We start from the raw sequence: 13,276 nt of genomic DNA on the forward strand, positions 1-13,276 counted from the left end.
CCTTCTGCGGAAGACCGGTGCCGGCCACCAGGTCGTCGTCGCCCGCAGGCCGTCCAGGACTCAAGCCTCGGCCAGCAGGAACGTGCCGCCGCCTCGGATGCTGGTGCCTCCCTCAGTCGTGCCACGCCGAAGTGATCGCTGAACTCGCCGACTCCGAAGAGGCTTCCCGTCGCCAGGCGACGTTCAGGAGCGTGGCAAAGCCTCCGGCGCGTCCGGGCAGTGCGCCCAAGTAGCCGCCAGTCTCAGGTGTCCAAATCTGTAAATCAGATCGCCTACAGCAGAAACATCTGTTGGACAGCACTACGGCCATGCCCAAGGATCCCTCGTGCGGTAGCACCCACAGCACGGTCAACGCGACACCGGGATGCACTACCGCCTGAGTGGAGGCTGAAAGTTGAGTGAAGAGACTGAGGTAGTCGTCGTCGGCGCGGGCCAGGCGGGTGTGGCGATGAGCGAGCACCTGGGAGCCCACGGTGTGCCGCATATCGTCCTGGAGCGGCACCGTATCGCCGAGCGGTGGCGCTCGGAGCGGTGGGATTCCCTGGTGGCGAACGGGCCCGCGTGGCACGACCGGTTCCCGGGGCTGGAGTTCTCCGACGTCGACCCCGACGTCCACCCCGACGCCTTCGCCTCGAAGGAGCAGATCGCCGACTACTTCGTCACCTACGCCGAGAAGATAGGTGCCCCGATCCGGTGCGGTGTCGAGGTGACCTCGGTACGGAAGCGGACCGGTCGGCCCGACTTCCGGGTCGAGACCTCGCAGGGCCCCATCGACGCGCGCTTCGTCGTGGCCGCGACCGGGCCGTTCCAGCGGCCCGTGATCCCGCCCATCGTCCCGGACGGCGCCGTCCCCGTGCAGCTCCACTCCAGCGGGTACCGCAACCCGGAGCAGCTCCCCGAGGGCGCGGTCCTCGTGGTCGGGGCCGGCTCCTCGGGGGTCCAGATCGCCGATGAGCTGCGCCGCTCCGGCCGCCGGGTCTTTCTCTCCGTCGGTCCGCACGACCGTCCCGCCCGTCAGTACCGCGGGCGTGACTTCTGCTGGTGGCTCGGTGTGCTCGGGCGCTGGGACGCGGAGACGCCTCCCCAGGGTGCCGAACACGTCACCATCGCGGTGAGCGGCGCCCGCGGCGGCCACACCGTGGACTTCCGGGCCCTGGCCGCCGACGGCGTCGAGCTCGTCGGTCTGACCGCGTCCTACGACGACGGTGTGCTGCGCTTCGCGCGGGATCTCGCCACGAACGTCGCACTCGGCGACGCGAAGTACCTCGAGCTCCTCCGGGCGGCCGATGCGTATGTCGAGCGCAATGGGCTCGACCTCCCCGAGGAGCCGCAGGCCCACGACCTCGGGCCGGACCCGGAAGGCGTGGCCGATCCCCGGCTGGAGCTCGACCTGGCCGCGGCCGGTGTCACCTCGATCGTCTGGGCGACGGGCTTCGCCACCGACTACAGCTGGCTCGAGGTCGACGCGTTCGACGAGAACGGCCGGCCGGACCAGCGGCGCGGTGTGTCCTGCGAGCCCGGCGTGTACTTCCTGGGCCTGCCCTGGCTGTCCCGCCGCGGATCGAGCTTCATCTGGGGCGTCTGGCACGACGCCGGATACGTCGCCGATCACATCACGACCCAGCGGGGCTATCTCGCGTACGGCACCACCGACCGGCCCGGCGCCGCGCCGGCGGCCTGGAAGAACTGAGGAGCAGATGATGACCTCCACGAACGAGGGCCGCCGGGCGAACGCCGTCAAGGCCCCGGTCGTCGCCGGCGGGCACACCCGGATCCGTCCGTTCAACACCCGCGACACCTATCCCGAGCAGAACCTCGACAACGACCTCTGCCAGGCCGTCGTCGCCGGCGACACCGTGTACGTCCGGGGCCAGATCGGCCAGGACCTCGACACCAGCGAGTCCGTGGGCATCGGCGACGCCGAGGCGCAGGCCGAACAGGCCATGGCGAACATCAAGTTGCTGCTCGAAGAGGCGGGCAGCCGGATGGAGCACCTGGTCAAGCTGACCATCTATCTGATCGACCCGCGTTACCGCGAGGCGGTGTACCGCACCGTGGGCCGCTGGACCAAGGGCGTCCACCCCATCTCCACCGGCCTGGTGGTGTCGGCCCTGGCCCGTCCGGAATGGCTGTGCGAGATCGACGCCGTCGCCGTGATCCCCGAGGAGGCGCGGGCATGACATTCTCCCTGGTGGTCCGCGACGGCGAGCGGTTCGGCATCGCGGTCAGCTCGTCCAGCCCGGCGGTCGCCGCCCGGGTCGCCCATCTGCGGTCCGGGGTCGGCGCGGCGGCTTCGCAGAACGTCACCGACCCCACGCTCGGCACCAGCCTGCTGGCGGAGCTGGCCGACCACGGCGACGCGGAACGCGCCCTGGCCGGTGTCACCGGCGCGGTGCGCAACGCGAAGTCCATCGCCCACCGTCAGCTGACCGTGCTGGGCCGCTCCGGGCCCGGGTTCGTCTACAGCGGCGCGCACACCCTGGGCAAGCACGCCTCGGCCACCGCCGAGGGCGCGGTGGCGGCCGGCAACATGCTGTGCGGCGAGCACATCCCCGGCGTCCTCCTCGACGCGTACTCCGCCGCCGCCGGGGAGCTGGAGGAGCGGCTGGTCACCGCCCTGAAGGCCGCGGTCGAGGCCGGTGGCGAGGAGGGGCCGGTGCACTCCGCGGGCCTCGCGGTCGTCGCGGACGTGGACTGGCGGGTGACCGACCTGCGCGTGGACTGGGCCGACGACCCCGTCGACCGGCTCGCCGAACTCCTCGCCGTCTGGCTGCCGCAGCGGGACGACTACGTGCGCCGTGGACTCGACCCCGCCTCCGCTCCCTCGTACGGCGTCCCGGGCGATCGGTGATGGGGACGATGGGGACCACCGGGCCGATGGGGACCACGGGGCCGACGGGGACCATGGGCACGCTCAAAGAGGCCGCCCGGCGCGAGGTGGACCGGCATGCCGAGGAGCTGATCCGGCTGTCCGAGCGGCTGCACGCCGACCCGGAGACGGCCTGGGAGGAACACCGGGCGGCGGCTGCCGTACCCGAGCCGCTGGACCGCGCCGGATTCGACATCACCACGTCCTACCTGGGCCTGGAGACCGCCTTCCACGCCCGGTTCGGCAGCGGGCCCGTCCGGATCGCGCTGTGCGCCGAGTACGACGCGCTGCCCGGCCTCGGCCACGCGTGCGGGCACAACCTCATCGCGGCGAGCTCGGTCGGCGCCGCGCTCGGCCTCGCCGCCGTCGCCGACGACGCCGGCCTCACCGTCGAGGTCTACGGCACCCCGGCGGAGGAGGGCGGCGGCGGCAAGATCGAGATGCTCGACCGGGGCGCCTTCGCCGGGATGGACCTCGCGATGATGGTGCACCCGGCGCCGGTCGACGTCGCCGAGGCCCGTCCGTTCGCGGTCAGCCACTCCAAGATCTCCTACACCGGTAGGTCCGCACACGCCGCGGCCTACCCCGAGGCCGGGATCAACGCGGCCGACGCCTTCACCGTGGCCCAGGTCGCGATCGGGCTGCTCCGCCAGCAACTGCCCACCTCCGCCCGGGTGCACGGCGTGGTGACCCACGCCGGGGACGCCCCGAACGCCATCCCGGAACGGGCCACCGGCCGCTGGTACGTCAGGGCGGAGACCCTCGCCGAACTGGCCGAGCTGGAACCACGGGTCATGCGGGCCTTCGAGGCGGGTGCCCTCGCGACCGGGTGCGAGCTGGAGATCGAACCGGAGAGCAAACCGTACGCGGAGTTCCGCACGGACGAGACCGCTCTCGCCCACTACCGCGCGAACGCCCTCGCCCTGGGACGGGAGTTCGCGCCGCCGGGACAGGCCGCCCGGATGAACCGCGCCTCCACCGACATGGGCAACGTCTCGCAGACGGTGCCCGCCATCCACCCGTACATCGGTATCGGCTCGCTGCCCGCCACCAACCACCAGCACGAGTTCGCCGCGTTCTGCGTGGGCGCGAACGCCCAGCGGGCCCTGCTCGACGGGGCGGTGGCGCTGGCCTGGACCGGTGTGGACCGGAGTTCGAGCCGCTACGCGAGCGCGAGCTCCTGACCGGGCCGACCCCCGCAGACGGCACCCGCACAGCTCCGGCTTCTCCCACCCCATTCCCAAGGAGGCGCGCATGCCCACCACTCACACCGACGTCACCACGGCCGAGGTCGAGGTGGCCACCGACGTCGTCGCACTGCGCAGAAGCGTTGCCGCGGGAGCCGTCGGCGTATTCGTGCACTGGTTCGACTGGGCCGCCTACGCCTATCTCGCGGGCACCGTCGCGACCGTGTTCTTCCCGGACGAGAACGGCACCACCGGACTGCTCGCCGTGTTCGGCGTGTTCGCCGTGTCCTTCGGCATCCGGCCCATCGGCGCCCTGGTGTTCGGACCACTCGGTGACCGGATCGGCCGCAAGCGCACACTGTCGCTGGTCATCTTCATGATGTCCGGCGCGACCCTGACGATCGGTCTGCTGCCCGGCTACGCGGCGATCGGGGTCGCCGCCCCGGTGCTCCTGGTGATCCTGCGCCTGATCCAGGGATTCGCGGCGGGCGGCGAGTTCGGCAGCGCGGCGAGCTTCCTCGCCGAGAGCGCCCCCCGGCGCCGCCGCGGATTCGGGGTGAGCTGGCTGGAGGTCGGCTCCCTGCTGGGCTTCCTCGCCGGTTCGTTCGTCTATCTGCTGCTGTCGACGGGGCTCGACGAGGAGCAGCTGACCGCCTGGGGCTGGCGCGTCCCCTTCCTCGTCTCCGCGCCGCTCGGCGTCATCGGCTTCATCATCCGCAACAAGATCGAGGACACCCCCGAGTACCGGACGCTCGAAGCCAACGACGCCGTGCCGCGCACCCCCGTACGGGAATTGTTCCGCCGCCACAAGCGGCATCTGCTCCAGGCCGCGGGCCTGATGGCCGCCATGCACGTGCCCTTCTACATGGTGCTGACGTACCTGGTCACCTACGAGACCGACCACCTGGGGCACTCGGCCGGCAGCGCCGCCCTGCTGTCCACGGTGATCTCACTGCTGGGGCTGGTGCTGGTCCCGGTGTTCGGGATGCTGTCCGACCGCGTGGGACGCAAACCGGTCTTCGTCGGGGCCACCGCGGGCCTCCTGGTCCTCGCCACCCCCGCGTTCCTCCTCATGCGGACCGGGCTCGCCGGAACCTGGATCGCCGGGCTGCTGCTCGGCGTGATCCTCGCCGCGATCCTCGGCACCTACGCGGTGTGGTCTGCGGAGATCTTCCCCACCCGCACCCGCCAGAGCGGCCTGTCCATCGCCTACAACCTCACCGCCGCCCTGTTCGCCGGCACGGTGCCGTACCTGATGACCGTGCTCATCTCCGCGACCGGCAGCACCCTGCTGCCCGGCCCCTACCTGATGGTGTTCGCCGTCGGCGGCCTCATCGCCGCCCTGTCCCTCAAGGAGACCGCCGGTTCCGCCCTGCTGCGTCCCGAGGACGTCTCCGACGCGCCCGCGGAGCGCCACCAGGCACCGCCCGCATAGGGTCCGGCCGCCGCATAGGGTCGGCATCGGCACGGACACCGATCACCAGGCGCGAGGGTCACGCATGACGTCACCGGTGGGTTTCACCCTCCTCCAGCTCCGCTACTTCCTCGTGGCCGCCGAGCGCGGTTCGATGACGGAGGCGTCGGGGGCGCTCCACATCGCGCAGTCCGCCGTGTCCGCGGCCATCCACAACCTGGAGCGCGACCTGCGGGTGCAGCTGTTCATCCGCCGCAGGGGCCGGGGACTGACCCTGACGCCCGCGGGGGAGAGGCTTCAGCAGCACGCGCGGGAGCTGCTGGCCCGTGCGCGCGAGATCGAGCGCGAAGCCCGGGGAGACGGCGAGACGATCTCCGGGCCGGTGGCCGTCGGGTGCTTCGTGACGCTGGCCCCGTACTATCTGCCGCCCCTGTTCAGCGAATGCACCGACCGCTACCCGGGCATCGAGATCGACGTGGTGGAGGGAGAGACGGATCAGCTCGTCCAGGCCCTGCGCGCGGGACGCATCGACTTCGCCCTCACCTACGACCTCGGTCTGACGGCCGAGATGGACCTGCGCAGCGAGACGATCGCGCGGGCCCCGGCCTATGTCATCGTCGCGGCCGACCACCCGCTGGCCCGGCAGGGCTCCGTGGAGCTGGCCGAACTGTCCGCGGAACCCCTCGTCCTGCTCGACCTGCCCCACAGCCGCGACTACTTCCGCTCGCTGATCGCCGCCACCGGCACCGCGCCCGATGTCCGCTACCGCACCCGGAGCTATGAAACCGTACGTTCCCTGGTGGCCCGGGGGCTCGGATACTCCGTGCTGAACCAGCGGCCGGCGACCGGCCAGACCTACGGCGGCGGCGAGATCGCGGAACTGGAGCTGCGGGACGGAAGCCCCCCGCTCGAAGTCCAGATCGCCTCGGTGAAGGGCATGACCCAGACCGCCCGCGCCCGGGCGGTGATGGAGCTGCTGCGGGAGATCGGCCCCCGCCCCGCCAGGGCCTGAAGAACACGGAACCGGACCGGGCCTTCGCGGCCGCGGCGGTGGTCAGGCGCTCGGGACGGTGATGACCGGACAGCGTGCGTGCTGCGTCACGCCCTGGCTGACGGAGCCCAGCAGCAGGCCGGTGAACCCGCCGTGTCCGCGGGTGCCCACGACCAGGCCGAGGGCGTGTTCGGACGCCTCGGTCAGGACCTGTACCGGGTGGCCCGGTACGACCTCCTGGCGCAGTTCCACCTCCGGATGGCCGGCGGTACGCCCGGCGACGGTCTCCGACAGCAGCCGACGGCACTCCTGGACGGCGGCCTCCTCGTCGGGGGTTCCGAACCGGGGAGGTTGCCATACGTAGAGGGCGCGCAGGGCCGAGCCGTGCACGGCGGCCTCGTCGAAGGCGAAGTCGACGGCGGCCGCGGAATGACGACTGCCGTCGACCCCGACCACGAAATGCGGCTGCCGCTCGGGGACGTGCTCCGGCTCGGGGGCGTGTTCCGCCTCGGAGACCTGCTCCGGCACGACCACCACGGGGCAGGGCGCGTGGGCGATGAGCGGCAGGGCGACGGCGGCGGAGGTGAAGACCTCCTGAAGAGCGCTCAGGCGCCAGGACCCGACCACCACTACCGTGGCGTTCCGCGCCTGCTCACGCAGCACCCACGCCGGATGCCCCTCCGCCAGCAGACCCGATACCCGCACCTGTGGATGCCGGGACTCGACGAAGGCCACCGCCTCCTTCAGCATGCGATCCCCCGACGTGTGCAGCGACTCGTTCCACTCCTCCCAGGACGGCCGCCCGCCCGTCGGCCGGTACCCGGGGGTCGGCAGGTTCTGCGCGAGGACCAGCAGCAGCGGCAGGCGGCGCCGGTCCGCCTCGTCGGCGGCCCAGCCGAGCGCCGCGCGTCTGCCCGGATCGGGGTCGAGGCCGACCACGATCGGTTCATCTCCGTGTGCGTGCGCCATCGCCGACCTCCTATGACTCCTCCGACCGGCACATCGCGCCGGAACGTCCCCCGGCGTCCACACCCCTCGGCCGCACGGCCTCGGCCGCTGCTTCCAGTGGGCTCAACCAGTCATGGCCTGTCACCTCGCGAAACGATGGCAGCCGGCCACTTCCATGCTGCGCGCCCCCACGCCACCCTGCGAATCGGACACCGAACGCTCGCGGCGGGGCCGGCTGCGGCCGCGCGGCAGCTCAGCCGGAGCGCCGCGTCGGACTCTCCGGGACGGCCACCGCCCGATCAGCGGTTTCCGCAGGTCGCTCGCGCCGGTCACGACCACCACCTTGCGCACTGGGGTCGGCCCTCGCGGTTCTGTGCCTGCCCCTCAGACCGTCGGGTCCCAGAGTCCGCCGGCCTCGCCGCGGGCGAGGTGTTCGGCGTAGACGCCGACCTTCCAGGCGATGACGGAGCGGCACTCCTCCAGTGCCTGGATCTGTGCGTCGACGCGCTGCCGGTGGGCGTCGAGGAGCCGCAGACGTTCCGCCTCGTTGCCCGGACCGTGCCGCACCAGTTCGGCGAACCGCTTGAGGTCGGCGAGCGGCATGCCGGATGCACGCAGCTTGACGCAGATCAGCAACCAGTCGACGTCGAACGCGGTGTACCGCCGCCGACCGCCGGAGGTGCGCTGGACCGGTCCGACCAGCAAGCCCTCGCGCTCGTAAAAGCGCAAGGCATGCACGCTGAGTCCGGTCCGCTCGGCCACCTCACCGATGCTCAGTGGCTCCGCGGAGGTCTCGCCAGTCGCCATGCGCCCCACTCCAGGATTTGATCTAGACCTCGCGCTAGATCGTAGCGTCGTCGGCGTGACCAGCACTGATCAGCAGCCGCTCGGCTCGCCCTTCTCCGCCGTCAGCACCGCCGAGGACGTCATGGCCGGCCTCAACCTCTCCGGCACGAGCGCCGTCGTCACCGGGGGCTACTCCGGGCTCGGCCTGGAAACCACCCGGGCCCTGTCGGCGGCCGGGGCCCGGGTCATCGTTCCGGCACGCAGGCCCGAAGTCGCCCGCGCCGCGCTCGCGGAGGTGGAGCGCTGCGAGGTCATCTCCATGGATTTGGCAGACCTCGACAGTGTGCGCGCCGCCGCCGCACGGATCAGCGACTCCCTCGCCCGGCTCGATCTGCTCATGGCTGTCGCCGGCATCATGGCCACCCCGGAGCGGCGCGTCGGCCCCGGCTGGGAGAGCCAGTTCACCGCCAACCACTTCGGACACTACACTCTCGCCTGCGAGCTCTATCCGCTCCTGGCCGCCGCGGGCGGTGCGCGCGTCGTCGTCAACAGCTCCGCCGGACATGCCCTGACCGATATCCGTTGGCACGACCCGCACTTTCGCACCGGCTACGACAAGTGGCTGGCCTACGGCCAGGCCAAGACCGCCAACGCCCTGTTCGCCGTGCACCTCGACGCCCTCGGACGCAACGACGGTGTCCGGGCCCTCGCGCTCCACCCGGGCAAGATCGTCACCGGCCTTCAGCGGGAGATGACACTTCGGGAGCAGATCGACCGCGGTTGGGTGGACGAGCACGGCAAGGTGATCGGCGCCGACTTCAAGACCCCCTCCCAGGGCGCCGCCACCGGCCTGTGGGCCGCCACGTCCCGACTCCTCGACGACCGAGGCGGCCTCTACCTGGAAGACTGCGAGGTCTCACGTATCTCCGCCCATGACGCTCTCATGGATGACGGCGGCGTCCGCGCGTACGCCATCGACCCCGGCGCCGCCGCACGGCTGTGGGACCTGTCCATCACCGCGACCGGTGCCACCCCGATCACCCGATGACCCTGCCCGGCACGCGCCGCTGCGGCACTCGGCCCGGTACGAGAAGCCTCCGCCTTCAAGCCAGCCGGGCCGGGCCGACTGCCCCGGCGATCGACTGCCGTCGCAGGCAGAGAGATCTGGGCATGCCGCACGGCAACACACCTCTTACCGCCGAAGGCCGGCGTCGCCTCATCGAACGCTGTCGCACCCGCCCGATGCGCGCTTCGGGCACAGCGACCTGGCGCCCTCCCGTAACGCCCACCTCCCCCCATCCGCCCATTCCGGCGCATGGTTTTTCGCCGGCGCCTCCCCGGCTGTCGCGGTGCTAGGGGAGCTCGTGGCGGACGAGCGCCTGGACGAATGGCTCCCCGGTGGTTCGGGCGTACACCATCCGTTCGCGCACCTCGTGGAGTGTGCGTGGGCGGTAACCGGGTCCTCCACAGCAGCTCTTGTGGAATCGCACGCCTGCGTGGAGCAGCACGGACAGTACCCTCCACCCCGCTTTGTCGCGTCGGCGAGGCGCGGCGAAGGCGGACCCCACGTGGATCATCGGCTTTGCGCAGCGCGGGCACAGCCGGTCCTGAGCGCCGAGGTAGGGCTGCTTGTACGAACCCCGACATGGCAAGCATACGTAGGAGGTTTTCGCGTGACGCATGCGCTCAGGCTAAGCGCAGCGGCAGTGGCGAGCGACCTATTCGATGGCCGTCTCACTTGACGGCTACATCGTCGGGCCGGACGGCGGCTTCGACTGGACGGCGCCCAGCGAGGACGTCTTTCGTTTCTCCATCGACGAGATCCGTGAGGTCGGCGTCCACCTGATGGGACGCCGACTGTACGAGACGATGCTGTACTGGGAGACCGCCGACCAGGATCCATCACTCGACGCCTCCATGCTGGAGTGGGCCGCGCTCTGGAAGCCGCTCCCCAAGGTGGTGTTCTCCACCACGCTGTCGGCGGTGCAGGGCACTGCCCGCCTGGTCTCCGGCGGGTTGGCGGAGGAGATCGAGCGGTTGCGGGTCGAGCCGGGGGAGGGCGATATCGCGATCGGCGGCGCGGCTCTCGCTGCCGAGGCGGCCGCGGTGGGTCTGATCGACGAGTACCGGGCCAGGGTCTATCCGGTGCTGGTCGGCGGTGGCATTCCGTTCTTTCCCCAGCGCGAGCGCCGGGTGGATCTCGAACTCGTTGAGACTTGCACCTTCAGCTCGGGAGTCGTCTACTTCCGCTACCGCGTGGCGCGCTAGCCGGGCCGTCCGCCGAATCTGGAAATGGTCGTCGCTGAGAGGATGTCAGCGGGCCCTCTTCATGCATGCCATGCATGCCTGTTTTCGAAGTCCTGGCAGGTCTAGGCTCGGCTGATGACCTTGGAATGGCGAAATGTAATCGTTCACTCCGCAGATCCGGTGGCCCTGGGGCAGTGGTGGGCCGAGGCTCTTGGCTGGGTTGTGGTCCACTCCTCTGATGTGGAGTTCGCGATCCGTCCGGAGCCGGATCGCGTGCCGGGGTTGGAGTTCGTCCGGCTTGATGAGCCCAAGAAGGCCAAGAGCCGACTGCATCTCGACTTCGTGCCTGATGATCAGGGCGCCGAGGTGGCTCGCCTCGAGGCTCATGGCGCACAGCGTGTTGATATTGGTCAGGGTGACCAGTCGTGGGTTGTCATGGCAGACCCCGAAGGCAACGAGTTCTGTGTCCTCGGCCGACGGCGCGAGTAACTGAGCGCAGGCTCCGCCTGCGTGCCGGCGGAGCCGGCGCTCAGGTCGCCCGTACGGCGATCGTTGGAGCCGGCGGGTGAGGTCCCGGGCGTCGGCTCGGGTCGCCTTGTCCCACGGAATCTCCAGCGTCCAGAAGCCGTGGGAATGAGTCCGCTCCCACCGCCGGGCGGCTCCGCGTATGGCGCGTTGGGCTCAGTCGGTGATGAACCAATCGTCCTTGAGGTACTCCAGGGTGTAGCTGCCGAGGTCGTCGTCGGAGAACGTGGCGGAGGCCCGTACCGCTTCGGCCGGCATCTCGATCTTGTCGGGCGTGCGCACGGCGATGCGCTGCGGGTCGACCGTCGCGGTTTGCAGGGCCTTCTTCTGTGGGGGCGAGATCATCTGGAACACGGCGGTGTACGTCGACGTGCACGGGCCGAGCCCTTGGTCCTGTGCCTTCTTCGCGGCGGGCCCGGCCACTTCGCAGACCGCGTCGATGTCCTCACGGCCGAGGGCGTGGGGGCCCGGACGAGCGGGTGTCGGGCGGCTCCTGTGCCAGATGCTGACCGGCCTCGCCGATACGCACGCCGATCTCACGTCCGCTGACAGCACCCGGCTGGGCACCACCGCGGTCGATCTCGCGACGGCCCTGCTCGCTCACCACGCCGACCGGCAGACCCTGATTCCAGCCGGGTCACGGCAGCGTGCACTGTTCGAGCAGATCAGTGCCTACATCGCCACCTACCTGCACGATCCCGGCCTCACACCAGGCGCCATAGCCGCGACGCACTTCATTTCCACGCGCTATCTGCACCGCATCTTCCAACAGCACGGTGCCACGGTCGGCGACGTCATCCGGCAGCAGCGCCTCGCCCGCTGCCGACGGGACCTGGCCGACCCTTCCCAGTGCACCGTCCCCATCGCCGCCATCGCCATGCGCTGGGGATACCCCAGGCCATCCGACTTCACCCGCGCCTTCCGCGCCGCCAGCGGCATGACTCCGAGCGAGTACCGCTCCGCCGGCCAGGACGCGAACCGGGCACAACGGTAGCTGCGCCGAGGGCGGGCCGGGGCTTCAGCTACCCAGATGCCGGGGTGAGCGGTGGTCTGCGGCGGCTTCGCGGAAGGGATGGCGGAGCCGGCCGTATCGAAGCCGAATTATCAAGATCAACATCGTGAATATTAAAGTCTGCGGATTGACTCCTTAATAATCTCAAGATAGACATGAAGTATGAAGAGGTTGCCGAGAGTAAGGAGCCGAGGATGGACTGGCAGGACCTGACGGACCTGACGCGCGGTCGGCCGTTCGCGGTCGAGCGGGTCCGCCTCGCCGACAGCGGCGTCGCGATCGAGGGGCTGTTCGAGCCGCCGCAGCTGGCCCAACTCGGCATCGACGATCAGATCTTCGTCGCCGCGTTCGTCCGGGCGCACGGATCCATCAAGGAGATGGAGCGGATCTTCGGGGTGAGCTACCCGACGATCAAGTCGCGGCTGAAGCGGATCGCCGAGCACCTCGACTTCGTCGACGTCGACCCAGCACCCACCAGCGCCGCCAATGTCGTCGACCGCCTGCACCGGGGCGAGATCACCGCCGAGGACGCCCTGGCCGAACTGGAGCGGGGCCGATGATCCCGCAGTTGGTGACGGTGCGCGTGCGCCGTTCCAACGGCCGCCGGGTGCGGCTGTACATCCCCGTGGTGCCGGTGGTGCTGGTGCTGTCGCCGCTGCTGCTGCTCGCCGTGCTGGGCGGGGTGGTCGCGTGCCTCATCTTCCGGATGAGCCCGGGAGGCGCGCTGCGCGGTGCCGGACAGGTGCTGTGGGCGTTGCCCGGCACCCGGTTCGAGATGGCGCAGGGCCGGACAGCCGTGCTGGCCAGCGTGAGATAACTCAGAGAATCAGGAGCACACGCATGAACGAGCAGCGCCGCCAGATCCTGGAGATGCTGGCCGAAGGAAAGATCACCGCGGACGAGGCCGAGCGGCTGATCGAAGCGCTCGAGCGCGAGCAGCCCGAGACGCCGCCGGGAACGACGTCCCGCCCGAAGGCCCGCGCCAAGTACCTGCGCGTGGTCATGGACGCCGAGGACGACACCGGCGGTGGCCCCACCCGGCTCAACGTCCGTATCCCGCTGCAACTGCTGCGCGCCGGCGTCCGGCTCACCACCCTGCTCCCACCGGCGGCCATCACCAAGGTCAACGCGGAGCTGGACAAGGCCGGGGTGCCGATCGACCTCGCCGAGCTCAAGCCGCAGCACCTCGATGACCTCATCGACCACCTCGACGACGTCATCGTCGACCTCGGCGACCCCGGCTCCAAGATGCAGGTCTACTGCGAGTGATACGGCCCTGGCCGGCACCGGCACCGGC

General features: G+C 70.5%; 18 protein-coding genes. 14 read left to right on the top strand and 4 right to left on the bottom strand.

Translation table 11 applies throughout. The annotated features are described in order from the left end of the window. The first annotated feature begins 17 nt into the window (after nucleotides 1-17). The 7 genes from CGL27_RS45105 to CGL27_RS45135 all read left to right on the top strand — a co-directional run bounded on the left by CGL27_RS45105 (nucleotide 18) and on the right by CGL27_RS45135 (nucleotide 6,482). Nucleotides 18-233, top strand: a complete 216-nt coding sequence (locus CGL27_RS45105; protein WP_240450859.1) for a DUF4326 domain-containing protein — start codon at nucleotides 18-20, stop codon at nucleotides 231-233. A gap of 161 nt (nucleotides 234-394) precedes the next feature. After that, nucleotides 395-1,690 carry an NAD(P)/FAD-dependent oxidoreductase gene (locus CGL27_RS45110; RefSeq protein ID WP_119993428.1) on the top strand — a complete coding sequence of 432 codons (1,296 nt, stop codon included), beginning with the start codon at nucleotides 395-397 and terminating at the stop codon, nucleotides 1,688-1,690. Between the two features lie 10 nt (nucleotides 1,691-1,700). Continuing rightward, entirely contained in the window at nucleotides 1,701-2,180 is a 480-nt protein-coding gene (locus CGL27_RS45115) for a RidA family protein (RefSeq protein WP_203348595.1), read from the top strand. After that, nucleotides 2,177-2,851, top strand: coding sequence for a DUF1028 domain-containing protein (locus CGL27_RS45120; RefSeq protein WP_119993430.1), 675 nt, complete (start codon nucleotides 2,177-2,179; stop codon nucleotides 2,849-2,851). Before CGL27_RS45115 ends, CGL27_RS45120 begins: the two co-directional genes overlap by 4 nt. 53 nt (nucleotides 2,852-2,904) lie before the next feature. Next, complete coding sequence (locus CGL27_RS45125) at nucleotides 2,905-4,053, top strand: M20 family metallopeptidase (RefSeq protein ID WP_119994864.1); 1,149 nt, start codon at nucleotides 2,905-2,907, stop codon at nucleotides 4,051-4,053. A gap of 70 nt (nucleotides 4,054-4,123) precedes the next feature. After that, nucleotides 4,124-5,491 (top strand): MFS transporter, encoded by a 1,368-nt coding sequence (locus tag CGL27_RS45130; RefSeq protein WP_205587853.1) that lies wholly within the window; start codon nucleotides 4,124-4,126, stop codon nucleotides 5,489-5,491. 64 nt (nucleotides 5,492-5,555) lie between these two features. Then, nucleotides 5,556-6,482 carry a LysR family transcriptional regulator gene (locus CGL27_RS45135; protein ID WP_119993432.1) on the top strand — a complete coding sequence of 309 codons (927 nt, stop codon included), beginning with the start codon at nucleotides 5,556-5,558 and terminating at the stop codon, nucleotides 6,480-6,482. A 42-nt stretch (nucleotides 6,483-6,524) separates the two neighbouring features. Here CGL27_RS45135 and CGL27_RS45140 read toward each other — a convergent pair whose 3' ends face one another. Together CGL27_RS45140 and CGL27_RS45145 are read right to left on the bottom strand one after the other, a co-directional pair. Then, nucleotides 6,525-7,430 carry a universal stress protein gene (locus tag CGL27_RS45140; RefSeq protein WP_119993434.1) on the bottom strand — a complete coding sequence of 302 codons (906 nt, stop codon included), beginning with the start codon at nucleotides 7,428-7,430 and terminating at the stop codon, nucleotides 6,525-6,527. 363 nt (nucleotides 7,431-7,793) lie between these two features. Then, the gene (locus CGL27_RS45145) at nucleotides 7,794-8,216 is read right to left on the bottom strand and encodes a MerR family transcriptional regulator (protein WP_078645917.1); all 423 of its coding nucleotides are present in this window, start codon (nucleotides 8,214-8,216) and stop codon (nucleotides 7,794-7,796) included. 55 nt (nucleotides 8,217-8,271) lie between these two features. Between CGL27_RS45145 and CGL27_RS45150 the strand changes: the two genes are divergently transcribed. Then, the gene (locus tag CGL27_RS45150) at nucleotides 8,272-9,243 is read left to right on the top strand and encodes an SDR family NAD(P)-dependent oxidoreductase (RefSeq protein ID WP_119993436.1); all 972 of its coding nucleotides are present in this window, start codon (nucleotides 8,272-8,274) and stop codon (nucleotides 9,241-9,243) included. Nucleotides 9,244-9,547: 304 nt separating this feature from the next. On the opposite strand, the gene CGL27_RS52700 is transcribed toward CGL27_RS45150, so the two are convergent. Further along, nucleotides 9,548-9,877, bottom strand: coding sequence for a deoxyxylulose-5-phosphate synthase (locus tag CGL27_RS52700; RefSeq protein WP_119993438.1), 330 nt, complete (start codon nucleotides 9,875-9,877; stop codon nucleotides 9,548-9,550). Nucleotides 9,878-9,920: 43 nt separating this feature from the next. On the opposite strand from CGL27_RS52700, the gene CGL27_RS45160 reads away from it, so the two are divergent. After that, a complete protein-coding gene (locus CGL27_RS45160; protein WP_119993440.1) occupies nucleotides 9,921-10,463 on the top strand; it encodes a dihydrofolate reductase family protein in 543 nt (180 codons plus the stop codon). 114 nt (nucleotides 10,464-10,577) lie between these two features. Further along, the gene (locus tag CGL27_RS45165; protein ID WP_119993441.1) at nucleotides 10,578-10,931 is read left to right on the top strand and encodes a VOC family protein; all 354 of its coding nucleotides are present in this window, start codon (nucleotides 10,578-10,580) and stop codon (nucleotides 10,929-10,931) included. A 192-nt stretch (nucleotides 10,932-11,123) separates the two neighbouring features. Here the strand turns inward: CGL27_RS45165 and CGL27_RS45170 are convergent, their stop codons facing one another. Then, nucleotides 11,124-11,390 carry a hypothetical protein gene (locus CGL27_RS45170; protein WP_205587854.1) on the bottom strand — a complete coding sequence of 89 codons (267 nt, stop codon included), beginning with the start codon at nucleotides 11,388-11,390 and terminating at the stop codon, nucleotides 11,124-11,126. A gap of 79 nt (nucleotides 11,391-11,469) precedes the next feature. Here CGL27_RS45170 and CGL27_RS45175 point away from each other — a divergent pair, with 79 nt between their 5' ends. The 4 genes from CGL27_RS45175 to CGL27_RS45190 all read left to right on the top strand — a co-directional run bounded on the left by CGL27_RS45175 (nucleotide 11,470) and on the right by CGL27_RS45190 (nucleotide 13,248). Beyond that, nucleotides 11,470-11,961 carry a helix-turn-helix transcriptional regulator gene (locus tag CGL27_RS45175; protein ID WP_119994866.1) on the top strand — a complete coding sequence of 164 codons (492 nt, stop codon included), beginning with the start codon at nucleotides 11,470-11,472 and terminating at the stop codon, nucleotides 11,959-11,961. 212 nt (nucleotides 11,962-12,173) lie between these two features. Next, nucleotides 12,174-12,539 carry a DUF2089 domain-containing protein gene (locus tag CGL27_RS45180; RefSeq protein WP_119993443.1) on the top strand — a complete coding sequence of 122 codons (366 nt, stop codon included), beginning with the start codon at nucleotides 12,174-12,176 and terminating at the stop codon, nucleotides 12,537-12,539. Further along, nucleotides 12,536-12,796 carry a hypothetical protein gene (locus tag CGL27_RS45185; RefSeq protein ID WP_119993444.1) on the top strand — a complete coding sequence of 87 codons (261 nt, stop codon included), beginning with the start codon at nucleotides 12,536-12,538 and terminating at the stop codon, nucleotides 12,794-12,796. Before CGL27_RS45180 ends, CGL27_RS45185 begins: the two co-directional genes overlap by 4 nt. A gap of 23 nt (nucleotides 12,797-12,819) precedes the next feature. Further along, nucleotides 12,820-13,248 carry a hypothetical protein gene (locus tag CGL27_RS45190; RefSeq protein ID WP_119993446.1) on the top strand — a complete coding sequence of 143 codons (429 nt, stop codon included), beginning with the start codon at nucleotides 12,820-12,822 and terminating at the stop codon, nucleotides 13,246-13,248. Nucleotides 13,249-13,276: the final 28 nt, after the last annotated feature.

The organism is Streptomyces sp. 11-1-2, assembly GCF_003595545.1.
Classification (GTDB): Bacteria; Actinomycetota; Actinomycetes; order Streptomycetales; family Streptomycetaceae; genus Streptomyces; species Streptomyces hygroscopicus_B.